Consider the following 26,133-nt stretch of genomic DNA (forward strand, 5'->3'; position numbering starts at 1 on the left):
CCCTTGGAGGACATCAACTACATTAAGCACCTTAACGGTGTTTTTCTTCGGTTTTCAAAGGACAGTCGTTTAAACCCGACCCATATCAGCTTGTATGTGGCCTTGTTCCAGTTATGGAACACTAATTTCTTTAAGGAGGAATTCTATATCAACCGAGAGGAAGTGATGGCCTTTTCCAAGATAGGTTCAAAATCCACGTACCATAGATGCATCAAGGAATTGGATCATTGGAAATATATCCTTTATACCCCATCCCATAATCCATTTCGAGGGAGCAGGATCAAGATGTTCGATTTTGGGACAAGCTCTGGACAAGTACTGGACCAAAGCTGTGGTCAAAATGGGACAAGCAATGGACAAGCAGTGGTACCTATATATAAACATATACAAACTATAGCAAAAAATAAAAACTTAAACAAACCACAAATTTTTGAAAATTCAGAAAATGAATCTAGACAAAACGGACACAAACAAAAAGCCAGTGTACCATATCAGGACAACTTAAAAACGAGTAACGATAAAGATTACAATGAGCCCCTATGACTTTGCAAACACCACATATCATCCAAGAGGGAAATGAGCAATTTCAATTGGGCGCACGGAACGGCCAGAATATCCTTTATGATTTTGATAAGATATTGATTTATTTGGATGCTAAAGGCAAATTATTATTTGGCAGGGATTTTAAAATCTATAAAAAAGACCATGAGATACTCTACAAACTTTGCAACTACCAAATCAGGGATTGGGCAGCATGCAAAAAAATGGGAATCGATTTAAAAAATGGGATTTTACTTTCCGGTCCCGTGGGCTGTGGTAAAACAAGTATCATGAAGCTCTTGAGGTATATTACACCCCATTATCCAAGTTATGATGTAATCCCTTCACGCAATATTACTTTTGCGTTTAACCACATAGGCTACAGAATCATTGAGCAATATGGAGACCATCGTTTTTATTGCTTTGATGATCTGGGTATAGAACCTACGGGACGGTATTTTGGCAAGGATTGCAATGTCATGGGTGAGGTATTGCTTTCCAGACACGACCTCCATTTAAAATATAGGACTAAAACCCATTGTACCACAAACCTAAACGCTGAAGAAATTGAGGAACGTTATGGTAACCGTGTAAGGAGCAGGATGCGGGAGTTGTTTAATTTGGTTGCGTTTGATGGTGGTAGTGGGGATAAAAGGAAATGAAGTCAAAAATAATTAGATTAAATAAGGGAAACAGTAAGAATTTATGCTAAAAGTTATTAAATTTAATGTCGAATTAAATTGAATAATAGAAATGGGCTAATGGTAATTCATTGGCTTTTTTATTAGACCTAAATAATTACAAGCCAATAAATTATGCATATAAGTTCACTATCCATAAGAAATTTTAGAAATTTTCACAAATCAAAATTTATCTTTAAAAAAGGTATAAATACTATTCTAGGAGAAAACGGTTCAGGTAAAACAAATCTATTTTTTGCTTTACGTGTATTAATTGATGACAAACTTCCAAGATATATAAGATTTAATGAGTATGACTTTAACCGAGGTCTTGGAGAATGGGCTGGACATTGGATAATTCTATCAGTTACTTTTGATGAACTGGACGCAAGTGAGGAAGCTCAAGTACTGGCAGTACAATCTTCGGGAGATATGGAAGGTAGTAAAAAGACTGGAAGCTACTCGGTTTACTTTAGACCAAAATATCAGTTTAGAAAAGAACTTTATGATTATTCACAGACCGAAGATAAGAGCGTTGTAGGGCTTCAGCTTCTTCTTGATAAACTTACGATTGATGACTATGAAACTTCTTACTTGTGTAGAGGTTCTGGAGATTTTAGCGATGATAATACTTATAGAAAGTATGTTGGCAACTTTGATGCAGTTGAATTCCCCAATCCAGATGATAAAGAAGAATTGATTTTTGGAACGTTTTTGCCAAGAGAAATAAGCGTACATAACGAAGTCTCTTGTACGTTTATCAAAGCACTTCGAGATGTTGAAAGCGACTTACGTTCCTATTCCTCTAACCCACTGATAAACTTGCTGCGAGGAAAAGAAAAAACTGTTGAAATTTCTAAACAAACAGAAATAATTGATAGTATCGATAAACTCAACAACCAAATCAGTTCTCTTAAGGAGGTTAAAGAAGTGAAAGATGGAATTGACAAAAGCATAAAGGAAGCAGTTGGCACTACCTATGGTCCAAACATTGATGTAAAATCAGAGCTTCCAAACGATATGGAAAAACTTTTACAATCTCTCAAATTGTGGGTTGGTGATCCAGATGAAGAAGGCTATATGGGCAAAATATGGGAGTTGAGTTTAGGCGGTGCTAATATGATTTATCTATCTTTAAAGCTATTGGAGTACGAAAAAGTTAGGACGGATAGAATCGCAAATTTTCTCTTGATTGAAGAACCGGAAGCACATATTCACACGCATATACAAAAAACACTATTTGATAATGTTCAAACCAATAAAACGCAGGTTATTATTTCAACCCACTCCACTCATATTTCATCTGTAAGCCGTATAAGTTCAGTAAATATCTTAAGTCGGGCAAATAAACAAACTATGGTGTATCAGCCAGCTAACCAACTTGATGCCGAATATATAACGAGAGCCGAAAGATATTTAGATGCCATAAGGAGCAACTTACTTTTTGCAAAGGGTGTTGTCTTGGTTGAAGGGGATGCAGAACAAATTCTCATTCCTCAAATGTTCAAAAAGGTCTTTGGAATTTCGCTTGATGAAATTGGTGTCAGTCTTGTAAACATTGGAAGTACTGGTTTTAAAAATGTTGCACGGCTTTTCCATAAGGATAGAATTCAAAAAAACTGTGCTATATTAACCGATTTGGATGCTAGCATAGTTGATTTACCTGTGGATGAAGCTCATGATTCTGCTTATGAAAAACATTGCAGGGCTTCGCAGGTTAGTGGTGCAGAAAGAAAGGTGAAACTTGATAAATTCTGCAATAAAAACAACTTTTTATCCTCTTTTTATTCTGGGTATACTTTTGAGGTCGATTTACTAATGAATGGGAATAGCTACGAATACGTGCAATCTCTTGATGAAATTTTTAAACAACAAGCAGCTATTGAGGCTTCAAAGAAAAAATTAGAAGACAAATCTGTCGCAATTGCTGGTGTAGAAGTTTTACGATTGGCAGATAAAAAAGGTAAAGGTTGGCTTGCTTTAGTTGTTGCAGATAATTTAGTTTACAACACATATATTCCAGAATACATTTTGAAAGCCGTTGCTTTTGCATCTTCCCATCTAAATAATGCATCTAAAGCTAAAACCGCTAAATACAGGTTACGAAGAATTAGCCGCAATAAAAATGATAGTTATTTTAAAGCAGCATCAAAAGTTAGTTTTAAGGGTAAAGAAGACCAACAGGTTATCGATGAATATATTGCCAATTTTCCCAATGACCAATTCACCAAATTCTTGTCGTATTTATGATTTTAGATACTTTAAGCGACCAACAAAAAGATGCCGTCGTCAAAGAAGGGAACGTACTTCTAACTGCTTGCCCCGGTAGTGGAAAAACTCGGACCATAATACACAAACTCGCTTATGCTCTAGAAAACATTGATGCAGACAGCAAACAAAGAATAGTGGCACTTACTTTTACTGTAAGAGCTTCCGAAGAAATATATCGCAGATTAAATGCGATGGGCATCAATAGCAAAAGGGTTTGGTCCGGCACTTTGCATTCGTTTTGTCTTGAATGGATCATTAAACCTTATTCCTGTTATTTGCAAGAACTTGAAAATGGATTTTTAATTGCAGACGAAACTTATGCTTCCGACATTATAAATGAGCTTAAGGAAAAACATAAATTAAAGCCTATTGACCCAATTAATTTCAGATTCAATAGGGATGGCACATTTGCCGAACCAAAAACAATTCAAAAAAGGGTTCTTAAAGAATATCACGAAAGACTGCAAGCAGAGAAGTTAATTGATTTTGAACTTCTACTTTATTACTCTTATAAGCTTTTAACCAAACATCCAAAGATAAAGAAAACACTATCCAATATCTTCAGCCTTATATGTGTTGACGAATACCAAGACACACAGGATTTGCTTTATGCAATTATTTCTTCCATAATAACAACTGGGGAAGGCAATTCAAGCCTTTTTTTAGTAGGAGATACAGACCAAGCAATTTATGCCTCTTTAGGAGGTGTTGCCAAAAGCTTGGAAGAAATACAAGTTGAGTTAAATACTTTACCCATTGAGCAACTTACACTTTCAGGAAATTATAGGTCAACCCAAAGAATTATTGATTTTTACTCCTTGTTTCAGACTAATCCAATTAAAATTGAAGCTATTGGTACTAACAAAGATGCTGATAGTATAATAACCTATAATAATACCATTAACAAAGGACATTTGGTAGATGAAATTGCGAGACTAATAGAGTATAGCTTGAATAATGGAATTCCAGAAGATGAAATTTGCGTATTGGTTCCACAATGGTGGTTAATAACTACGATCACAAAACAGTTGAGAGCTAAACTACCAGATGTAAATTTTGATGCATCAGGTTTAGCACCAATGTCAAAAAATCGAAATAATATTTGGTATAAATTATCGAGATTGTTCTTGACACAGCCTAAACCAAAAATATATTCATTGCGGTACAAATGGTGTTCAGAAGTAATTGAAAATTTTAAAGAGCACACGAATACTGAATTCAACGAACAATATCAAACAGAGCGAAATGTATTGAGATTAATTAACTCGATAACTTCAGATGAAACTGAAGGCATCGATTATCTTAATGACTGTTTTGATCAGTTTTTAGATGCCGTTGGGATTGACCAAACTATTTACGCACAACTTCTTATAAATAGGAAGACTTTTTTTGATGTTATAAAAAGCCGCCTTGAAGATCCAGATTTTCAAGTCCCAAGCGACATAGCATCCTTTATGAGTTTTTATAGAGAAATGTCAGGTGTTGTCATTAATACTTGCGTTGGTGTTAAAGGAGAAGAATTTGAAACCGTTATTGCCTATGGTTTACTAAATGGATATATCCCACATTGGAATGATATTTTCAATGCAGACCCTGTTGCTGCTTCAAAAAAACTACTTTATGTTATTTGCTCAAGAGCGAAAACAAATTTGCACTTGATTTCAGAGACTGGCAGACAAACTGCAAAAGGCAATCCATTGGTAATTACCGCAGAGTTGCAAAACCTTGATTTTGAATTTGATGAAATATAAAAAGGGTTATAATTCATTTGTATGGATTTAGAATAAAATGAAGAAAATAAATTTAGAGCAAAAATCATTAAAAATTCAAAAAATAATCTCTCGGTTCACAAAGGAGAGCTTTGTATGTTTTTTTGCTGATTTTATTAGACACCACCCAGAAAGAGATAATATAGGGTTTTCAGAAAAATTCAAGTCGAAATTAAAAGACTCTTTTTACCTAATAATGTTAAGGCTTTCTACACCATTGGAAGGCAAGGAAGAGCTTCATTACTCAAAAGAAAATGATTTAATACTTCAGGGAGTTGCCGATATTCTTTTGGAGATAGTTAGTTTCTATTTATCAGAAAATTATAGTGGCAATGAATTTGATGAGATATCCGACAAAAGACAAAAATTACTTGTTCACGAATTGGCTTTCAAAAATTACTTTCAGAACGGAATATTAAATTACAGAGAGCAAGAGGTAAATAAAGTTATTAGGATGTTTAAACCTTATCAAGATAAAATACAGGAAAGATTAGGAATTGATTTAAAGACCTTAATTGATTTATGTGAACATTCTGAATTGATTTATCGTGCAAAGTCAATTAACTCAAAGTCCTTTATTCTTGATGAAAACTTTGATGAATTAGCCAGATTATCTGCAAATGGACTATTGGCAGAGAATGAATTTTCAGAAAAATTTTTAGACCTTTCGGATGAGACACAAGAAAGAGTTTTAAGTTTTTTTGAGAAACCCTATCAATGTTTACTTTTTACAAAACAAGATTTTCACCCTTCTTTTAAAGAAAAACACATCGACATTTTCTGTGACCTATTCTCGGTTGACATTAATGATACCCACAGTAATCTATTTTATTCCCAACAAAATCCTCTTGAAAATAGACCCATTATAAAAATAACTAATAATCAATATTTAAATGTTTATCAAAAACAATTGCCTTCAGCTCTTTATGATTTACTTTATGCTACTCTCACTTATACTCAAAAAGAAAAAGAACAACTGAATCTTCGTAGAGGAAAAATTGTTTTGGAAAGCCACACTTTAGATATATTCAAAAGATTCTTCAAAAAATCAAAAAGGCTTAAAATTTTCACCAACTATTATATAAATAATCAGCCCGAAGAAAAAGACATATTAATAATTGTGGATAAAAATGCCTATATCATTGAATGTAAAGCGTCAAGATATAGAGAGCCGAGAAGAGTTACAGAACAAGCTTACCAAAGAATTAAATCGGACTTTAACGAATGTATTCAAAAAGGTTATGACCAATGTTATCTGGTTGAACAAGAATTATTAAACAATGAAAAAGTAGTTATCAGCTTTAAAGGTAAATCGGAAGCAATTACCACAAATGATATTTACGAAATTTTTTCAATTGTAGTTACTTCAGAAAGATTTGCTTCCATACAGACTGATTTAGGCTTGTTACTTAAAAAAGATAATATTGAAGACCCTTATCCTTGGTCAATTTATGTTGATGATTTAGATACTTTTTTGAAAACACTCTATAACAAATTTGGTAATCCTGTTAGAAAGTTTTTTGATTTTTTGGAACATAGAGAATTGCTACACGAAAGACTGATATCTAATGACGAATTGGATGTTTGTGCTATGTTCTTGAAAAACCCAAAACATTTCAAAGAACTAAGCAAAAGTGAATATGCTGTCTTTACTGACCCTACTTTACAAAATTATTTTGACAAATTATATTTTAATAAAAAATTGAAATTTAAAATTGAGGATTTTTAGTTTTAAATATCTCTTTGAATACAGTAATAACAATCTTTCTCAAACTCTTTACTATCTCAATTAACAACTCTTTCATAATCCAATGTTTAAATAATAATACAACCCCATTAAAATCGCCAAAGCCACTGCCCTAATGTTTTTGCTCTTTAAAAAATAATCCGCTTCATCAGAATGTGTTACAAATCCTGTTTCGACAAGGACGCCTGGACAAAAATCAATGCCCTCACGTAAAACCTGAAAATTAGCAAACATTATCCCTCGCTTTTTAAACCCTATTTTTTGAGTGCTTACATTTATTAGAGATTCTGCAAGAGCAATGGATGATCTCATATAACCTTTATCGGAAGGGTGAACATAAACCTCAATTCCCTTTGAACTCGTTTGGGATGCATTGCAATGCAGCGAAACAAATACATCTGCTTTTAAAACATTGGCCAATTGGCTTCGATTTGAAAGAGAAACCAAAGTATCCTTGTAACGTGTCAAATAAATATCCAATTCATTATTGAAAAGTGTTTTATTAAGCAATAAAATTTCTTTGGCAATACGTAACGCTACATTTTTTTCTTGAATATGGTTCATGCCTATTGCACCGGAATCGGTTCCACCATGTCCAGGATCGATCACAATGATCTTTTTCTGGGCAAAAGCCAAACATATTTTTAAGGTTAAAATCACTAAACTGACGTTTTTGAGCTTCAGCATCTCTTAATTTTTTTGGGTTATCAACAGGGCACTTCGATTTTTACTTGCATTTTGATTCCAAATAATATCAAATAAAAACATTCAAAATCAAATAATATTTTATTAACAAATAACTGATTATCAGTTATTTGAAGTGTAATATACACTATTTTTCACTTATCTAAATCAATTAAATTTTTAAACCTTATTTGATATGAAAAAATTACTTTATGTGACTGTTTTTTTACTATTCATTTCCAACAGCCTACATGCCCAGATCGGGGGCATCGAGGATTCTGTAAACGATGTTTCCGATACCATCCGAACCATTTTCCCCATCATTCTGGGTGTCATCTTTTTAATTGGCTTTCTCTTCAACGCAGGACACTTCTTTGGTGAAAACGCTGATCTTAAAAAGGGGATTACCCGTGTGCTTGTATTTGTTCTGATTGCAGGAGCGGTTGTTGGCATCTTTACTTATTTGATAGGTATTGTCGTATAGATCGGCCGTTAAACGGCATTTGATTTATACATCAAAAAGAAATAATTAATCATATATCTGGATTGTGAAGAAATTTGAAGTCTATAAAAACATTAGAGAGCGAGCCGTGATTATGGGTCTGCCCATATCACTGTTTGCCCTGATGATGACTGCCGTAATCGGTTCATTACTGTTCATCATTTTTTCGTTCAGTTTTTCCGTTATCATAGGTGTATTTGTATTCAATGCATGTCTATACATAGCCTTAACACATATCACCAAAAATCCTCACCTGTTCCACTTTAAAAAGGAGTTTCCCAAAACCATCAGCAACAAAAAAATAAGCCACTTGAATTATTAGGCATTACACAATGAATTTGAACAAAATAAATTTAGCGGATTACCATCCCATATTGGATATCCAAGGACATATGGTTTTTGCCAGCAATGGCAATGTCGTTTTATGCTATAAGGTCAACCTTCCTGAAATCTACTCCCTGTCCGAAACAGATTTTGAGGACCTGCACGGGTCATGGTTTCAGGCGTTTAAATCGCTTCCCGTAAGTACCGTTATCCATAAGCAGGACATTTATAAAAAGTGTTGCTATACCGCAGATACGTTGCCCAACCAAACCTTTTTGGAAAGAGCAACCCATAACTATTTTAAGGGGCGTGAATATTTAGAGCATCAATCCTATTTATTTTTTGTCCTGCCCTACAGCAAGGCTTTGAACACTTCAAAATTTACTAACCCTTTTAGGAAACAGGAAAAGGGCATCCACAAACAAATGGATCATCAAGTCAAGGAATTCATGAATTCTGTAAATGATGCCATTTCTTTTATTAATAACAGTCGAAAAGTGACAATGATGCCAATGGCACCATCTGAAATCATTGCACTTACGGAGCATTACTTTAATGGTTTTAATGAAGGCTTTGATACCGATATCCAATTGAAGCCTGCCCGACGTGGTGGGAAATCAGACATTGAAATCGGCGAAAACCATTTTGATGTCCTGGCCATTAACAATGAAGGCTGTTTCGGGGATGTGGTACAGAGCAGCAAGACCAATGATAAATTTACTTCAGATGATTTTGTCTTCCATCAGGGGTTTTTGGACGGTCTGGGTTTGAACCTCAATGAAAACCATATCATCAACCAAATCATTTATTTGGATGACAAACACAAATGGCGAAAGTTGCTCGATAAAAAAATTGAGGAGCTTAACAAGAGTTCCAATTTTGGAACACAGAACAAGGTCATTTTAAAGAAGATCGAGGACATTGTTGCCAAGATTAATGCCGATGACAGCTCCAAGATAATACGTGGGCATCTCAATATCCTGTTTTGGAGTCCGGAAGCCGGACAGCTAGGCACTATAGCTTCCAAAATTAAAACGGAGTTTAAGGAGCTGGACATAGTGGCTTACTATCCCAAAGGCGAGGAACGGAAACATTATTTTTTGAATTCCTACCCCTGTTTTGCATCCAATTTCTCCAATGAAGATTTATATGTGACTGATCTAAAACATGCCCTCTGTCTATACATAAACAATTCCAATTACAAGTCCGATGCAACAGGCATCATTTTCAATGATAGGCAACATAACATCCCTGTGCTCAAGGATGTATGGGACGAACAAAAGAAACGCATAAAAGCCAGAAACTTTGCCATTTTTGCACCTACTGGTGAAGGCAAGTCCTTTTTGGCAAACAACATCCTACGTCAATACTTCGAGGCCGACGTTCGGCTGGTCGTCATCGATTTGGGAGGATCCTATTCCAAGTTTGCCAAACTCTATCCCGATGACCATATCATACTACGCTATGAACAGGGAAAGAACCTCGGTATCAATCCCTTTTATATATCAAATATAGAGGATCTGACACCTGAACGATTGGAGGATTTAGGTATTTTCCTTTTGGAACTATTGGCTTCTGAATCGGAAACTACCAAAGCTCGACAAGTAGCCATGAAAAAGGTAATACGCCATTATTATAATCAAGGCATCAATGATGCTTCCTTGGCCAATCTATATCGTTTTGTGGACAGCAAAAAAGATACGCTTTTAAAAGACCTTAAAATATCCGAAGCCCATTTTAGTGTTTATGATTTTCTGCATATCCTTTCGGAGTATGTCGATGATGGACTTTACAGTTTTCTCTTTAATGTCAGCGAAGACCAGACCTATAAGATAGAGGACAAAAGGCTCATCGTTTTTGAACTTGATGAAGTTAAGGATAACAAGGAAATCCTCTCGGTGATGCTAAAACTGATTAAATCCGCTATCCAGCGTACCATTTGGCGCAATCGTTCAGAAAGGGGCATTATCCTTTTTGATGAGTTTGCCAAACAGCTCAAGTTCAAAAATGTACTGGAGAGCGTGGAATTCTATTATCAGGCCATTAGGAAACAGAACGGTGCAATCGGCATCATCTTACAATCCATCAATCAATTGCCGAACAATTCCACATCGGCCAGTATTCTGGAGAACACGCAGGTCATTTACAGTTTACGCAACGAAAAGGGCTATGACGAGCTTCAAAAAAGACTCAACCTGTCCAGCCATGATCTAAACCAACTCAAATCTATCAGGAACAATTTAAACGGTGAACGAAAGTACACGGAGATGTTCATTAAGATCGGCAGGGAGAGCAACATTTTTAGATTGGAAGTACCAAAAGAAGTCTATGCCGCTTACTTGACCGACGGCAGGGAAAACCAGGCCATCATGGCGCTTTATGAAAGGATCAAGGATATGGAGACAGCCATCAAGGAATTTATCAGGCAGGAGTCATTAACAATTGAATTACCAATATACATTTAAACCAGATGGGGACAAAACCCTTAATCATTAAAAAACAACACACATGAAGAACACAATCAAATCATTAGCAGTGGCACTGATCTTAATCATCTTATTGCCCGCACGTGCTACGTGCCAGGGGATGCCGGTGTATGATAACACCAACTTTATCAGTCTAGCCAAGTCCTTGGTGGAATCGGCGAAGCAGACCTCACAATTATTAAAGACCGTTGAATTCCTAAAACAGCAGAAGGAGAACATTGAAACGGTCAATAATGTCATCAAGCAGTTAAAGGCCGTCAGGGAACTTTACAACAATAACCAAAGACTGTATAATATAGTTCAGAACGATTTAAGGGACATTTTAAATTCCCCATACATCAAAGCGGATGAAGTTAAACGGGTTTCTGAATCCTTTAACGCCATTATCGAGAATTCCTTGGAGAGCCTCAATTACATAGAACAGATCCTCTCCAGTGGCAATTTAAAAATGACCGATGCAGAGCGGGCTGAAATCCTAAAGGGCATGGAACAGCAGTCCAAGGAAATGGTGGCAGAGATTGAGTCCAAGACCAGGCGCTACCATGAGATCATCGCCTTCAGGGAAATGCAGGACAAGATTAATAACCGTGAAGCTAAATATTAAGAATAACAGATGCCGGGAATAGTCTTAAGCATAGGATTGGAGTATGTAGATGCTGTCTTTCAGACCATCAAAAACAGTGATTTCTCCCAATATACCATTGCGGGAATGAAGACCCTGGCCGTATTATTCTTTTTGGTCAATATATTGAAGAAGTACAATGAAGGTGTCGCCAGTACCGATGGACATACCTGGGGGTTAACGCCAACGGAACTGGCCAAAAACTTTGTGGTGGTCATTTTGGTCATTTTCTCAACCCAGGTACTAGGGGTGTTTGACAGTATTTTGGTGGCCATTGAAACACAGTACCGGGATACGGCTCCGGCACTCCTCCCACTTCAGATGCAGGATGTTGATCTGGAACAGGATGTGGGTGCTTTGGAAGCCGCCAAAAAAGCCATGGCGATGTTATACGAGGCCTTGGTAACGCCTTTGTATGGGTTAAAGGTTATAGCTTTCATAATAGGCATATTCCTTTGGTTATTGGATTTGTTTATTTACCCTTTGTTCTTGGCGGAACGCTATTTTCTGTTAGGGATCATGCAGGCCTTTTTTCCATTGGTTATCAGTTTGGCCGTCTTTGAAAAATTCAGACCCTTGGCGTATAATTTCTTTAAGCTTTATGCTGGGGTATATATGCTTGTTCCGGCCTTTTTTCTGGTCAACGTCTTTGTGAACAATCTTTATACGGAAGTCAATGATAATTTTTGGTCAACCTTGTTTGGAACGGACTGGGGCAGTCAGTTTTTTGCGCCAATCATCCAATTTGGATCAATAGGGTTTATTGTGCTCCTTAAATTCAAACTTTATAGACGAGCTATAGCGTTCACCTTCAGACTTTTTTCAAACTAACCCTTAATCCAATAGAAAGATGAAAACACCCTATAAAAATATTTACGACATCCTGAAACTGAATCGTTTTATTGTACTGGCAGTGGTCATTGGAGCAACGTTGACCTGTATTGTTTCGATTCTACTTGTGGTCAAGCTTCATAAAGACACGGTGGGCAATGCCTTCGTTGTCAATTCAGATGGCAGTGCCATACCCATAAAATTAGTTTCCCAACGGGAAAACCTGGAAGTGGAAGCTTTGGCACATCTGGAGCTCTTCCACAGGTATTTCTATCACATCGATGCCAGTAATTATGAAAAGCATCTGGAAAAGGCCCTGTGGTTGGGCAACAGTTCCGTAGATGCCCTATACAGACAGAAGAAAGCGGATGGGGTCTATAACCGCTTGTTACAGTATTCCTTGGTGCAAAAAGTAATAAGCATTGAATCAAGGGTTGATATACAAAGTAAGCCCTATACGTTTGAGACCACCACCATCTTTGAAATCAACAGGGGATCGATTATCGATACATACGAACTCACCACGACTGGTAACCTGATCCATGTGGACAGGAACTTTCCAAATAATACACACGGGTTACTGATTACCAATTTTTTTGAGAACACCTTAAGGAAAATAGAAAACAGGGAATAAATTTTAAAATCAATATCAATGAAATTAGAAAAGAACAAGATTGTATTCGCCATCGTCATTTTATGTATCGTACTTTTTATAGGCGGGTATGCTATGATGGTTATGGAGGACGAGGAAGAGCCACTAATAGAAAACAACCAAATACCAGTGCCTAAACTGGAAGATGAACAAAAGGAATATGAATCCAAACTGGATGCCCTCAATGACCTGAAGGAAGTACGCCAGACCAATGCACCGAGCATCTATGATGAGCGTCTATTGGATTCCATGGGGGTTTATGACCCTGATTTGTTGAACAAGGAAAAAATGCGGATTGTGGACAGTATCTATAAGGAAGGGCAAATCACTTATACGGATAGAGGTTTTAATAAACTGCCTTCTAATATCAAACCCAAAGAAACACAAAAGGATTCCACACCACCAATTAAAAATATTGAAGCCTCTATTGAACCAAAAGCATTGGGACTGGAGCATCAACTGTTTTTTGCTTCCGATCCACAGGGTAATCCTGATTTAATAAATAACAAAACCGATGAATTTATTTATGTAAGGGTCGATGGCACACAAACCGTAAGGACTAATTATCGCTTAAGATTACGGCTAGAAAGGGAAGCTCTCATTAATAATGTGCCAATGCCTAAAAATTCACTCATATATGGTTTTATCAGCTTTAAGCCCAACAGGACCATGATCCATATTAAAAATGTCAACCACCAATCTGTCAAACTAAAAGCATTTGATTTGCAGGATGGAAGGGAGGGTATTTATACGGAGAATAGTTTTAGGGCGGAGGCCAGACAGGAGGTCGTTGGAGATGTTGTCGATGATATCAACATTGCAGGTGTGCCACAAGTAGGAGGTATCAAAAAAATATTTCAGAGGAACAACCGGACAGTAAAGGTTACGGTAATGGACAATTATAAACTCATTCTCAAAGCCGATAATCGGCAATAACTCAAAAACAAAATATTATGAAAATCTATACTATAATATTAATTTCTATATGCTCAAACTATTTAGTGGGACAACAAGCTCTAGATACCATTTACGTGAACGATCAAAAAAGTGTTGCGCTGTTCTTTCCAAAACCGATCCGCCAGGGGATAACCGGGAAGGATAACTTTGTGTTTTCCTACAACCGGGAGAAAACACAGTATTTTGGACTCTTACAGGCAACACCTGGAACAGAAAGTAACCTTTTGGCCATCACAAACGATGGCATGGTCTATTCCTATATTTTGAAATATAAGGAGCATTTGACAACACTAAATTATTTTATTACTGAAGAAAAAAGTATTGGCAATGAAAAGGCGGAGGTCTTTGAAATTCAACAAAAAACTAAACCTATTAATCTCGTCGTCGATAAAATACTTTACTATAAAAAATTCAGTGAATATTTATTAAAACGGACTTATACTCCAGTTAAAACCAAAAGAAAAAAGGGGATTAAATTACAATTAGAAAAGGCCTTTTATAATGCATCTGAAGTGTACCTGTTTATTGAAGTTAAAAATACATCCGGAATAAATTTCGAAATAGATTACTTAAATATCTACAGAACCAACGGTAATAAGAAACGGAAAGCCTCTTACCAAAGGCTTCAGCAAGATGTTATTTATAAATATCAAATGCCTGACACTATTAAAGACAAACAGTCCAAGCGATTCGTATTTGTTTTGCCAAAATTTGTGTTGAGCGATAATGAAAAGTTGGTTCTGGAGCTGAAGGAACTAAAAGGAAGTCGAAAGGTTGTTTTAGAGACTGGAATTTAAGAGGTGTTTATCACCTCTTTTTTTTGTGATTAAAAGTATCTTTGTTATAGATATTGAATGGGACGTTCCGTCAGAATCCTTGACCAAATAAAAGTGAACATAGCAAGAATTATAAGGAAAATCAAAACTCTATTTCGGATAGAAAAACAACCTGAACAAAAAATAACTCAATATGTAATTTCAGATAGACAACGTATTGATGGTTCATCAAAAATTTCATTTTTTGTGAACAATGCTATACCTGATGTTAGTGTGACCAGAACGTTTGAGACCGAAGATGAAATCGTTAATTGGCTTATGGCAAGCAACGATTTCCGAAAGATGTTATTTGACAAATTGTTGCCTGAATCTAATTCGGTTAAATATTATTGTGGAGTTAAAGAGCCTATCACAATACCCAATAAAATGCCCGGTGATATTGACATACTTCTTTATGAAGAAGAAATACCAGAAAATGCAATTGGAATTGAATGTAAAATTGTTAAATCTGAATCTTTGGAGAATCAACCACCAAAAATAAACAAGGTAGCTAGCGTACAGAAAAAGGGAACTCAACAAGCTAATGAATACTGTGAACTTGGATTTAGTAAGGTTTATCTTTTGATTATACTATTGGACGACGGACGCAATTATAAAAATCCAAATGTATTGTTCAGAATGACACCTTCGGAATTGTTAAACGAACTTTATGGATTTGATTGGGACACCCGAATGAACAATGATATCGGAATTATTTATGCACACGTCAATCAATTTACTTCAAATCATATTAATCAAACCAAGGGGTTAGGTTTAAGAGTTGAACGACAGGCAAAACAAAATAAACAAAACAATATCTTAACTGAAAAAATTAAGAGTATAAAGGATTAGCACAATTTGAAGCGGGAAGGAATTTGTAGAATATGTGGGAAACACAAAAGACTAACGTTCGAACACGTTCCACCACAAAGTGCTTTCAATTCAAATCCTGTATTTTTTCAAAAATCAGTTCATCTTCACGATAAAAAAAGTCCATTGTTCGGAAAGCAAATTAGAAGTAATCAAGGTGCAGGGGGATATTATCTGTGCAAAACTTGCAATAATCTCACGGATAGTTACTACGGTGAAAGCTATAAAAAATTTGCGTATTTAGGTATGATGGCTTTAAGCAATAGAATTTGGGCATCAAAAAACATAACTTTCGAATATGCTATACAGCCTTTGAATATTTTGAAGCAAGTACTTTCAATGTTTATGTCTATAGACACAAGCGACCAATTATTGAATGTTAATGGTCTTTCGGATTTTATTTTAAGCAAAGAGTCCAATGAACTTCCACAAGGCTTAAGGGTCTTCATTTATTATACCGCAACAAAACAAGTAAGGAATGGATGGGGATTAGCTAGAACAGAAAAAGGATACCACACGCTTGGAGAAATTACTTTTCCTCCTTTTGGATTAGTCTATACCTTAAATTCTGAACCTACCTGTAACGATTTTTTTGAAATTACGGACTTCAAAAATTGTAATTTTAATCAAACTGTTCAAACCAGATTGGAAATGCCCTTTTTGACACCAAGAACCTATATTCCTGGACTATATCTTTAACTTTATTTTTTACAATTGATTTCATTTGATTAATTTTGATATATAGAAAGCATAAATAGCTCTTATTGATGTCTTAATTAGTGTCCTATTTGGAAAATTAAGACATAATATACTGGTAGATAACGGGTTGTGTGAGTCATGTGAACTCTGTCATCCCGACGAACCCAATTTATGTAAAAACAAAGCACTGTTAATTATGTGATTTTCAGCGCTTTGGATTTTTATTGATATCAATTGAAATCAATTAAAACCACTTGACTGGTGAACGATTCGGTGAACTGTTCTTAATCAATAATGTCGTAATTTTAAGGAGCCAATGGGAACAATTTGATGTTTGTACAAACTGATTATTGTTTAACCAAAACCATTCAAAATGCAGACAGACACTACGTTTTCAGTAATTTTCTTCACGAGGAACACCAAAAAGTTTTCCGAAAATCTATCCATTTATGCACGGATCACGGTTCGTGGAAAACGTTCCGAAATTAGTCTAAAAAGGAACGTTCCGGTGAACGATTGGGACAAAAACAAGGGTAGGTGTAGGGGAAATACTATAAATATCAAACTTTTGAACAAATACCTTGACCGCGAGTACGGCCAATTGTTGGACTGTCACAAACAACTTTTGGAGGAGAACAAGGTAGTCACGGCAAGGGCTGTCAAATTACGTTATCTAGGTCAGGATGATGTCCGCAAGACGTTAAGGGAGCTCATAACCTACCACAACACCAATATGGTCACAGTCCTTAGGGCTGGGACGATGAAAAACTATTATACCACGGAAAAGTACCTGCACAAGTTCCTTAACGACAAATTTAAGGTTGACGACATCTATCTAAAACAATTGAACTACCGTTTCATTTGTGACTTTGAACAGTTCTTAAGGAACCACAAAAACATAAAGAAAGAGCTTACCCTAACCAACAACGGTGTTATGAAACACTTGGAAAGACTCAAGAAAATGGTCAACCTTGCAGTGAAATTAGAATGGATAAACAGGAACCCGTTCCAGAACTTCCAGTTGAAGTTCAACAAATACAACAGGCAGTTTCTCTCCGAAAGGGAGCTTAAGCTCATAGAGGACACCAGTTTCACACAGGAACGCTTGGAAAGGGTCAAGGACATCTTCTTGTTTTCATGCTATACAGGGTTATGCTACATCGATATCAGGGGACTTACGGCTGAACAGATATCAAAGGGCATTGACAACAAGGAGTGGATATTCACCAGACGGGAAAAAACGGACGAGGTGGTCAAGGTTCCCATCCTGCCCAAGGCACAGGAGATACTCAATAAATATAAAGATTGTCCAGAATCAGCCATCACCAAAAAGCTGTTGCCCATCTGTTCCAACCAGAAAATGAACAAGTACCTAAAGGAAATAGCCACAGACTGTAAGATACACAAGCACATCACCTTCCACGTTGCCAGACATACTTTTGCCACCACGGTAATGCTCTCCAATGGTGTTCCTATAGAAACCGTTTCCAAACTATTGGGACATACCAAGCTGTCCACTACCCAATTATATGCTAGGGTCGTGGAGACAAAGATTAGTGAGGACATAGAGAACCTGTTGGAACGCATAAGGACAAAGGAAAAGAAACGACCACCAATGATGGCTCAATAGGGGGTATAGCAACGTTTTTAAGGCTGTTGGTTCAGGGGTTGGCAAGATAAATGGCTGATGAAAGAAAAAAGATTTGAGAAAGGAGAACCAATAGGTTTAAAAATGAAGCAAATCCGCATAGCGGATGCGGTAGTTTTCACAATACATAAACCTCCCCATTGCTTAAGGGGCAAGCAGTCTTATCCTTAAAAGCCAACCCCGAATTTTAGCGAAAAAATTTTTCACTTTACAAGGGATGACAGGCCTTTTCAAGGAAAAGTAACCTATTGGGTCATTTTTTTTCAGTGTTTATGGTCGGTTTCAGGACTTTTGACCCAATGGCGCGTTTTGTTTCAAAATTCAAAAACCTTTCAATCCCTTTTAAATAAAGGGATTGCGCCAAAATAAAATCAAGTAACATTGTGAAACGTGTTACCCTCTTGCTCTTCCTTTAGATTCGCACTAGTCATTTACATAGAGCTTTCCTGTAGGATAATTACCAATTAAATGATAGTTGTCCTTAATTCGGGAAAACCTCCACATTTATAGAATGTGATACTTATTCATAACTACAGTAACATTATCCAATGGAGTACCAATAGAAACTGTTTTCAAATTATTATGTCATTTAAAACTACCATCAACTCAAGTCTATGCAAAAGTAATTGAGTGAAAGGTAAGTGAGAATATGCAATTATTGAGAACTAGAAAAGAGGTTAAATTTACACAAGTAAATTCTAGTACAATTATAAGGTTTTAAAGGGTATTCAGTCCAAATTCCCTAGTGATTTCAATGCTGTTTTAGGTGTTAAAAATGCAATAAGCAGAAAATTAATTTGGTAATCGTTTAATAAATTTTACTTAATATTGTTGTAAATTGTAATTGCTATTCAATCAATTTCGAGCACTTTTTTACTAATTACAACCAAAGTTTAATATGTAATTCAATTCCAAAATCGTGAGTAGTTCGGGACATAATGAAATAGATCCAAAAGTTGTAAAAGCACTTAAAGAAGGAAGCAGACTTGCTTTCAATACGATCTTTCATGCTTACGAAAAAAAGTTGTATTACTTTGTTTTTTCCTATACCAAATCAGAGTTCATTACAGAAGAGATTATCCAGGAGGTTTTCATCAAACTTTGGGATAAACGGGATAAGTTGAACCCATCAAAATCGTTAAACGCATTTCTATATATGGTGGCCAGAAATCACACTTTCAATTATTTGAAATCTGTGTCTCGTCGTCAAAATTTAAAAAATGAACTTTGGGGTAGAATAACCAATCAATACGAGAATGTCGAAAGGGATTTGTTATTCTCAAAGTATAAGGAAATTGTGGCAGAAATTGTTGAGCAACTACCCGAAACAAAACGCTCTGTGTATATCCTTTCAAAAGAGGAGGGTAAATCCAATAAGGAAATAGCCTCTCTTCTTGATATTAAAGAGCAAACTGTAAAAAGTTATGTTTCAGAAGTCATGGAAATGATTAAGATTCAATTACGACCTCATGTTGAATCAGCACTTTTACTTGCAATTTTTTTAAGTTATCTATAAAATTTCATTAAAGTAATCCATTTTATTTAATGTTCTAATAATCAATAGATTAATTAGTGTATTTTACTTGGTTATTCAATTGAAATCAATTTTATTTAATATTATTCCACTTTTTTTAAAGAACTTTTAACATTATGAGGTGTATTACTATAAAGACCTTATTAAATTGGCATAAAATATAGCATAAAATCATTTTTGAAATTAATGAAACGAAACAACCTACACATCAAAGAGTTATTGAAGAGATTTCGGGAAAACACCATGACTAAAATGGAGTTTGACCAGCTCATGGAATATATAAGCAAAAAACAAAACGATACTGAAATTAAAGCTTTGTTAGAAGAACATTGGTCAGAAATAAGTGTTAGTAATCTGGATGAAATGAATGCAAACTATTCATCCAAAGAGTTATTGGCCAGTATCATTGATAAAATGGAAGAAAAGGAGGTTGAAATTAGACCCGCATCAAGAAGATCATATTACAAATGGTATGGTATTGCGGCCTCTATTGTTCTCATTGTTTCTGTAACATTCTTTATGAATAAAAGGAATAAAACACCACAATTTGCTGAGCCTATTATAGTAAATAATAACATTGTTCCTGGTTCCGACAAAGCAACCTTAACACTAGGAACAGGAGAAATAGTTGCATTAGAAAAAGGCACCCAATACCAAACACAAAATGCCACCAGTAACGGTGAAGAAATCACCTATATTAATAGTTCTTCCCACGAATTAGTCTATAACTATTTAACGATTCCAAGAGGAGGGCAATTTAAAATGACCCTTTCAGATGGTACTAGGGTATGGTTGAATTCAGAAACCCAACTAAAATACCCTGTAAGTTTTACTGATGGCGAAAGCCGTCAGGTAGAACTTGTATATGGTGAGGCCTATTTTGATGTATCGCCAAGTACGGAACATAATGGGGCGGACTTCAAAGTGTATAATAACAATCAGGAAGTTCAGGTGTTGGGAACCGAGTTCAATATCAAGGCATACAAAGACGAAACCCATATTTACACCACCTTGGTAGAAGGTAAGGTTTCAATAACTACTCATGATCAAAATCAAATCCTAGCTCCAGGAGAACAAGCAACATTAAATACGACATATAACACGTTGCAGATTGCCAATGTTGAGATTTTCGATGAGATTTCGTGGAAGAACGGTTTATTCAGCTTCAAGAGAAAGTCTCTTAAAGAAATCATGCGGGTGCTGTCAAGATGGTATGATATGGATGTAACCTTTGAGAGCAAAGAACTTGAAACTATGGGCTTTAATGGGGCAATACATAAATCAAAAAATATTCAGAGCATTTTGGAAACAATCAAAAATTTCGAAGCAATTAAAAACTACGAAATCAATAACAAGACCATAATCTTAAAGTGATAATTAAGTATGAAAACAATCGACCTATCTTTTAATTCAGTAGTAAAATCAAGCCTTTGGGTCGTGTTGGGCGGTGGAGAATTGCCGAAGCGTAGCGGTTGCAATGCACACGATAAACCAATGGCGCCAGATTTTCAATGTATTAAAAGTAAGTCTTGACTTTTTGAATACTTTTTGGTCAAGCAAAAAGTATTGAAAGAAAGAAGGAAATATAAAATTAAAGCATATCACTCAAGTTCAACTTAAAATAAAAGCTTATGACTTAAACAAATACACTGAAATAAAAAGGAGGAATCAGTAACAACTCGGAAAAGTATCAAACTGAAATCCCCCTAATATCATTATTAATCAATTAAATGTTTAACTAACTAATAACACACAAATTTATGGAAATTAAATTAACTAAAGCCCTTCTTTTCCCAATGAAAATTGGGATTATAAAAAGGCTACTATTAATGATGATGCGAACATTTATTCTATTACTCTGCACAACGGTTTTCAGTTTCAATACAGAAATTGGTATGTCGCAAACAACGGTAAAAATAGATGCAGATAAAGAAGTATCTGTTGACGAAGTGTTCGATATCATTAAATCACAAACCAATTACAGTTTTATTTATCCACAGGACCTTTTTAAGGATATGCCCAAGGTACACCTTAAAAAAGGTGCAATGCGTATGGATAAGTTAATCAATTTGAGTATTGCTTCTGGTAATTACAATGTTGTATTAACCGCAGATAATACAATTATGATTAAAGAAGCCAAAACCATACAACAAATCCAGGTATCTGGTAAAGTAACCGACGAAAACGGCGCACCCATACCAGGCGCAACCGTGCTGATAAAAGGCACAATAAAAGGTACTGCAACCAACTTTGATGGTTCTTATACTCTTACAGTACCCAACCCAGAAAATGTATTGGTGTTCTCGGCTTTAGGTTTTGCGACACAGGAAGTCACGGTAGGTAGCCAAAGTATAATAAATGTTACACTAAAAGAAGAACTCGGGCAGTTGGATGAAGTGATTTTAAACGCAGGGTATTACACTACCACTGAAAAAACAAAAACGGGTAGTATATCAAAAGTAATTGCAAAAGATATAGAATTACAACCAGTTACCACCCCTTTAATGGCACTGCAAGGGCGTGTTCCGGGTTTAGATATTACACCCTATAATGGAACACCAGGTGCTGCTGTACAAATTGAGATAAGAGGAAAGAATAGTATTAGGTCAGATGGTAATTATCCTCTTTATATAATAGATGGATTGCCCGTAGATTCAAGTCCATTGATTGGAAATTCAGATCTTCTGCAAAGAGGTATTGATCCTTTAGCAGCAATGGACCCTTCTAATATTGAAAGTATAGAAGTTTTGAAGGATTCAGATGCAACAGCAATATATGGGTCTAGAGGGGCAAATGGTGTTATATTGATTACTACCAAAAAGTCAAAATCAGGTAAAGCAGAAATTGATTTAAATATTTACAGTGGTTTTGGACAAATAACAAGTACCATAGATCTTTTAAACACACAACAATATTTAACAATTAGAGAGGAGGCATTTGCAAATGCGGGACGTACTCCAGGATCTAGTGATTATGACCTAAACGGAGTTTGGGATGCTTCTAGATATACAGATTGGCAAAAGGAGTTGTTTAAAAGTTCAAGCATTTCAAATGTACAAGCTAGCATTTCAGGAGGTACGGCAAATACATCATTTAGGTTAGGAGGTAGCCATCATAAAGAAACAATGGTTTTTCCCGGTGATTTTGGATATAATAGAACCAATGCCTATTACAGTATGAATCATATATCAAATGATCAAAAATTAAATGCCAAACTGTCTATAAGTTATGGAATTAATAAAAGTAAATTATTTAATAGTAACCAAATTGTGAGTAGTGTATTTACACTGCCTCCAAATGCACCGCCGCTTTATGATGAGAATGGAGATTTAAATTGGGCTCCAAACCCCAGTAATGGACGTGCAACTTTTAATAATCCTTTGGCAGAAAGCCTTAATACAGCAGAAATTTCTAATAATAGTTTAGTTGTAAATAGTTCTGTACTTTATAAATTATTACCTGATTTAAATTTGAATGTGAATTTTGGTTATACTGATTTAAATGGAGAAGAATTCAGAAAAAATCCTTTAAGCGCCATAGATCCGAGTAGAGTATCATCAAGAACAGCAAGCAATTCACTCTCTCAAACCAGAAGATCTTCTTGGATAGTAGAGCCCCAATTAAATTATGTTAAGAGTTTTAATTCACATTCATTAAATATTTTATTGGGTACAACTTTTCAAGAAAGTAAAAGCAATTATTTTGTAACCGAAGGTTCGGGGTATACATCTGATGTTTTTCTGGGGTCTTTATCAGCAGCACCTACGTCCTATATAGGTGGCGATATAGATAGAAATTATAGATATGCGGCGTTATTTTTTCGTTTAGGTTATGATTGGAAAAATAAATATCTAATAAATCTAACAGCTAGAAGAGATGGTTCATCTCGTTTTGGCCCGGGATATCAGTTCGGTAATTTTGGTTCAGTAGGTGCTGCATGGATATTTTCTGAAGAAAAATTTATAAAAAATCTTTCTCTTTTTAGTTTTGGTAAAATAAGAGCCAGTTATGGGATAACAGGGAATGATCAAATTGGTGATTACAAATATTATGATACATATAGTATAGGAGGCTTTTATGATGGTTCTATAAGTTTAACTCCTACACAACTGTTTAATCCAGATTATGCATGGGAAAAGACAAGAAAATTTGATATAGCATTAGAAATTGGTTTTTGGGATGACCGAATATATGCATCAGTGAACAGGTATGAGAATAGATCCTCTAATCAATTGATAGAATACAAATTACCCGTTACAACAGGATTTAGTTCTGTCCTTGCAAATTTTGATGCTACTATAGAGAATACTGGTTGGGAATTTGAATTGCGTACAGTTAATATTCATAAACAAGATTTTAAATGGACTACAGGGTTAAATTTTTCCATACCCAAAAATAAGCTTGTTAAATTTGATGATATTGAGAATTCTTCTTATGCCAATTTTTACAAAGTTGGTGAGCCTTTGAATATTGAACGTTTATATACTTACACGGGGCTTGACTCAACTACTGGTTTTTACACTTTTGAAGATATTAACGATGATGGCACCATTAATGATAATGATAGACAATTTAAAAAACCCTTTGTAAAAAAATATGGAGGAATTAGTAATACTATAAGCTACAAAGGAATTGAGTTATCATTTTTATTTCAGTGGGTCAAACAAAATAAAGCTAAAGCAGAATATCAAACAAATCCTCCTGGATACGGAAGGGTAAATCAATTTGTAGATATTGTAGATAATTATTGGCAAGAAGAAGGAGACCAAACTCCATTTCAGGCAATTACTAGAAGTTTTTCTAGCTTTTCTCCACTTAGTCGTTTAAGACAAAGTGATTTTGTAATAGATGACGCCTCCTTTATTAGGTTGAAGACAATTACACTTTCTTATCAATCAGACATAATTGCCGAAAAGTTAGGCCTTCAAAATTTTCGATTGTATCTACAGGGGCAGAATTTATTTACCATCACCAATTATAAGGGATGGGATCCAGAGACTGGAATGGGATTACCGCCTTTAAGAATTCTTACATTCGGATGTCAATTTAAATTTTAATCTTAAAGAAAAAATTATGAAAATTAATAGAATAATATGTTTTTATTACACCATAAGTTTAATGTTTTTGTCTTGTGAGGATTTTATTCAAGTTGAATTAACTGAATCTCAAGTTACAAAGACTAATGTATTTAGCCGTGATCTTACAGCTACTTCAGCAGTATTAGGTATTTATAACGATATGATTGATGGTAGTTTTATGAGTGGAGATTTTAGAAGTACAATTATGTTGTGTGGCTTATCGTCCGATGAATTGATTAACTACACAGAACAACTGGATTTTATTGCATTAGAATCAAATGAGTTACTCTCTGATAATCCTTATATTTTTCAACAATGGACTTCAATTTACAAAACTATTTATGAAGCAAATGCCGTAATAGAGGGCATAGAGAGTTCTAATGCTATTTCAGAAGGAGTAAGAAATCAGTTACTAGGGGAGGCGAGGTTTATTCGAGCGTTTAGCCATTTTTATCTTGTGAATTTTTTTGGAAAAGTTCCTTTAATTACAACTTCCAATTATACTACTAATTCACAAGTATCAAGAACATCTATCAGTGAAGTCTATGAACAAATTATTACAGATTTAGAATTTTCAAATGAATTTTTAGGTGAGGATTATATTTCGGATGAAAGAACACGTCCTAATCGTGCAACTTCTTACGCATTGATGTCTAGGGTATATTTATATCTTCAAGATTGGGAAAAAGCCTCTCAATTTGCAACTTTGGTCATTGATGATTCGAATTATGAATTAACACTTGATCTTAACAGTGTGTTTTTAAGAGATAGTAGAGAAGCTATTTGGCAATTTGGAAGCATCTATACAACTTCTACAGGAATAAATACAAAAGAAGGACTTTTTTTCCTTGGAGGAGCATCTACAATTAAACATATATTAAGGGATAATTTTGTAGAGGAGTTCAACTTAGAAGATAAACGGTTAATTAATTGGATAACTAGTTCTGTATCAAGTAATGATACATTGTATTACCCTAACAAGTATAAGGTATACGAAAGTGATCAACCAATAACTGAGTATTCTACACTTTTTAGATTAGCTGAAGTTTATTTGATTCGAGCAGAAGCTAGAGCTCAATCAAATAATATTTCAGGTGCCATTGCTGATATTGACCAAATACGTTTAAGGGCGAGCCTTCCTCTTATAGCTGATTCACAGCCTAATATCAGCAAAGCTGATTTACTATTGCTTATCGAAAAAGAGAGACAATTAGAGTTATTTACGGAGGGACACCGGTGGTTTGATTTAAAGAGAACCGATAGAGCCATAGAAGTTTTAGGAGTAATAAAAGAAAATCTCTCTGAATCTGACATGTTGTACCCAATACCACAGGATGAACTTAATGTGAATCCAAATCTTGATCAAAATATGGGATATTAAACCCTAAAAGTTATGCTCCAGAACTTTATTAACAAAGGTATTC

Annotated in this window: 20 protein-coding genes; 19 read left to right on the plus strand and 1 reads right to left on the minus strand. The window is 35.2% G+C overall.

Translation table 11 applies throughout. The features are described 5' to 3' along the window. Window positions 1–3 precede the first annotated feature (3 nt). The 5 genes from AC5SR4_RS11560 (at window position 4) to AC5SR4_RS11580 (ending at window position 6,989) form a co-directional block, all read left to right on the plus strand. Window positions 4–543 (plus strand): hypothetical protein, encoded by a 540-nt coding sequence (locus AC5SR4_RS11560; protein ID WP_495356400.1) that lies wholly within the window; start codon window positions 4–6, stop codon window positions 541–543. Beyond that, entirely contained in the window at window positions 540–1,202 is a 663-nt protein-coding gene (locus AC5SR4_RS11565; RefSeq protein ID WP_495356401.1) for a P-loop NTPase family protein, read from the plus strand. Before AC5SR4_RS11560 ends, AC5SR4_RS11565 begins: the two co-directional genes overlap by 4 nt. A gap of 153 nt (window positions 1,203–1,355) precedes the next feature. Continuing rightward, on the plus strand, window positions 1,356–3,470 hold the full coding sequence (locus tag AC5SR4_RS11570; RefSeq protein WP_495356402.1) for an ATP-dependent nuclease: 2,115 nt from the start codon (window positions 1,356–1,358) through the stop codon (window positions 3,468–3,470). After that, window positions 3,467–5,242, plus strand: coding sequence for a UvrD-helicase domain-containing protein (locus tag AC5SR4_RS11575; RefSeq protein ID WP_495356403.1), 1,776 nt, complete (start codon window positions 3,467–3,469; stop codon window positions 5,240–5,242). The genes AC5SR4_RS11570 and AC5SR4_RS11575 overlap by 4 nt, the downstream gene beginning before the upstream one ends. 37 nt (window positions 5,243–5,279) lie before the next feature. Next, complete coding sequence (locus AC5SR4_RS11580) at window positions 5,280–6,989, plus strand: hypothetical protein (RefSeq protein WP_495356404.1); 1,710 nt, start codon at window positions 5,280–5,282, stop codon at window positions 6,987–6,989. A gap of 72 nt (window positions 6,990–7,061) precedes the next feature. Here the strand turns inward: AC5SR4_RS11580 and AC5SR4_RS11585 are convergent, their stop codons facing one another. Then, window positions 7,062–7,694, minus strand: coding sequence for an N-acetylmuramoyl-L-alanine amidase family protein (locus AC5SR4_RS11585; protein ID WP_495356405.1), 633 nt, complete (start codon window positions 7,692–7,694; stop codon window positions 7,062–7,064). Between the two features lie 193 nt (window positions 7,695–7,887). Here AC5SR4_RS11585 and AC5SR4_RS11590 point away from each other — a divergent pair, with 193 nt between their 5' ends. From AC5SR4_RS11590 to AC5SR4_RS11655, 14 genes are all read left to right on the plus strand, one after another. Then, the gene (locus AC5SR4_RS11590; RefSeq protein ID WP_495356406.1) at window positions 7,888–8,175 is read left to right on the plus strand and encodes a hypothetical protein; all 288 of its coding nucleotides are present in this window, start codon (window positions 7,888–7,890) and stop codon (window positions 8,173–8,175) included. Between the two features lie 356 nt (window positions 8,176–8,531). Continuing rightward, window positions 8,532–10,982, plus strand: a complete 2,451-nt coding sequence (locus AC5SR4_RS11595) for a TraG family conjugative transposon ATPase (protein WP_495359182.1) — start codon at window positions 8,532–8,534, stop codon at window positions 10,980–10,982. Window positions 10,983–11,025: 43 nt separating this feature from the next. Then, window positions 11,026–11,607 carry a TrbJ/VirB5 family protein gene (locus AC5SR4_RS11600; protein ID WP_495356407.1) on the plus strand — a complete coding sequence of 194 codons (582 nt, stop codon included), beginning with the start codon at window positions 11,026–11,028 and terminating at the stop codon, window positions 11,605–11,607. A 9-nt stretch (window positions 11,608–11,616) separates the two neighbouring features. Then, on the plus strand, window positions 11,617–12,456 hold the full coding sequence (locus AC5SR4_RS11605) for a hypothetical protein (protein ID WP_495356408.1): 840 nt from the start codon (window positions 11,617–11,619) through the stop codon (window positions 12,454–12,456). Window positions 12,457–12,475: 19 nt separating this feature from the next. Further along, the gene (locus tag AC5SR4_RS11610; RefSeq protein WP_495356409.1) at window positions 12,476–13,090 is read left to right on the plus strand and encodes a conjugal transfer protein TraK; all 615 of its coding nucleotides are present in this window, start codon (window positions 12,476–12,478) and stop codon (window positions 13,088–13,090) included. Window positions 13,091–13,108: 18 nt separating this feature from the next. Next, window positions 13,109–14,044 carry a conjugative transposon protein TraM gene (gene traM, locus AC5SR4_RS11615; RefSeq protein ID WP_495356410.1) on the plus strand — a complete coding sequence of 312 codons (936 nt, stop codon included), beginning with the start codon at window positions 13,109–13,111 and terminating at the stop codon, window positions 14,042–14,044. 17 nt (window positions 14,045–14,061) lie between these two features. Beyond that, on the plus strand, window positions 14,062–14,862 hold the full coding sequence (locus AC5SR4_RS11620) for a DUF4138 domain-containing protein (RefSeq protein ID WP_495356411.1): 801 nt from the start codon (window positions 14,062–14,064) through the stop codon (window positions 14,860–14,862). 57 nt (window positions 14,863–14,919) lie between these two features. Further along, entirely contained in the window at window positions 14,920–15,732 is an 813-nt protein-coding gene (locus AC5SR4_RS11625) for a hypothetical protein (RefSeq protein ID WP_495356412.1), read from the plus strand. 6 nt (window positions 15,733–15,738) lie between these two features. After that, the gene (locus AC5SR4_RS11630; protein ID WP_495356413.1) at window positions 15,739–16,449 is read left to right on the plus strand and encodes a hypothetical protein; all 711 of its coding nucleotides are present in this window, start codon (window positions 15,739–15,741) and stop codon (window positions 16,447–16,449) included. Window positions 16,450–16,822: 373 nt separating this feature from the next. Then, on the plus strand, window positions 16,823–18,079 hold the full coding sequence (locus AC5SR4_RS11635; protein ID WP_495356414.1) for a site-specific integrase: 1,257 nt from the start codon (window positions 16,823–16,825) through the stop codon (window positions 18,077–18,079). A 937-nt stretch (window positions 18,080–19,016) separates the two neighbouring features. Then, window positions 19,017–19,613 carry an RNA polymerase sigma factor gene (locus AC5SR4_RS11640; RefSeq protein WP_495356415.1) on the plus strand — a complete coding sequence of 199 codons (597 nt, stop codon included), beginning with the start codon at window positions 19,017–19,019 and terminating at the stop codon, window positions 19,611–19,613. Window positions 19,614–19,817: 204 nt separating this feature from the next. Then, entirely contained in the window at window positions 19,818–21,005 is a 1,188-nt protein-coding gene (locus AC5SR4_RS11645) for a FecR family protein (RefSeq protein ID WP_495356416.1), read from the plus strand. Window positions 21,006–21,391: 386 nt separating this feature from the next. After that, window positions 21,392–24,688 (plus strand): SusC/RagA family TonB-linked outer membrane protein, encoded by a 3,297-nt coding sequence (locus AC5SR4_RS11650; protein WP_495356417.1) that lies wholly within the window; start codon window positions 21,392–21,394, stop codon window positions 24,686–24,688. 16 nt (window positions 24,689–24,704) lie between these two features. Continuing rightward, window positions 24,705–26,090 carry a RagB/SusD family nutrient uptake outer membrane protein gene (locus AC5SR4_RS11655; protein ID WP_495356418.1) on the plus strand — a complete coding sequence of 462 codons (1,386 nt, stop codon included), beginning with the start codon at window positions 24,705–24,707 and terminating at the stop codon, window positions 26,088–26,090. Window positions 26,091–26,133 lie beyond the last annotated feature (43 nt).

The sequence above is a fragment of the Aestuariibaculum scopimerae genome (assembly GCF_059428085.1).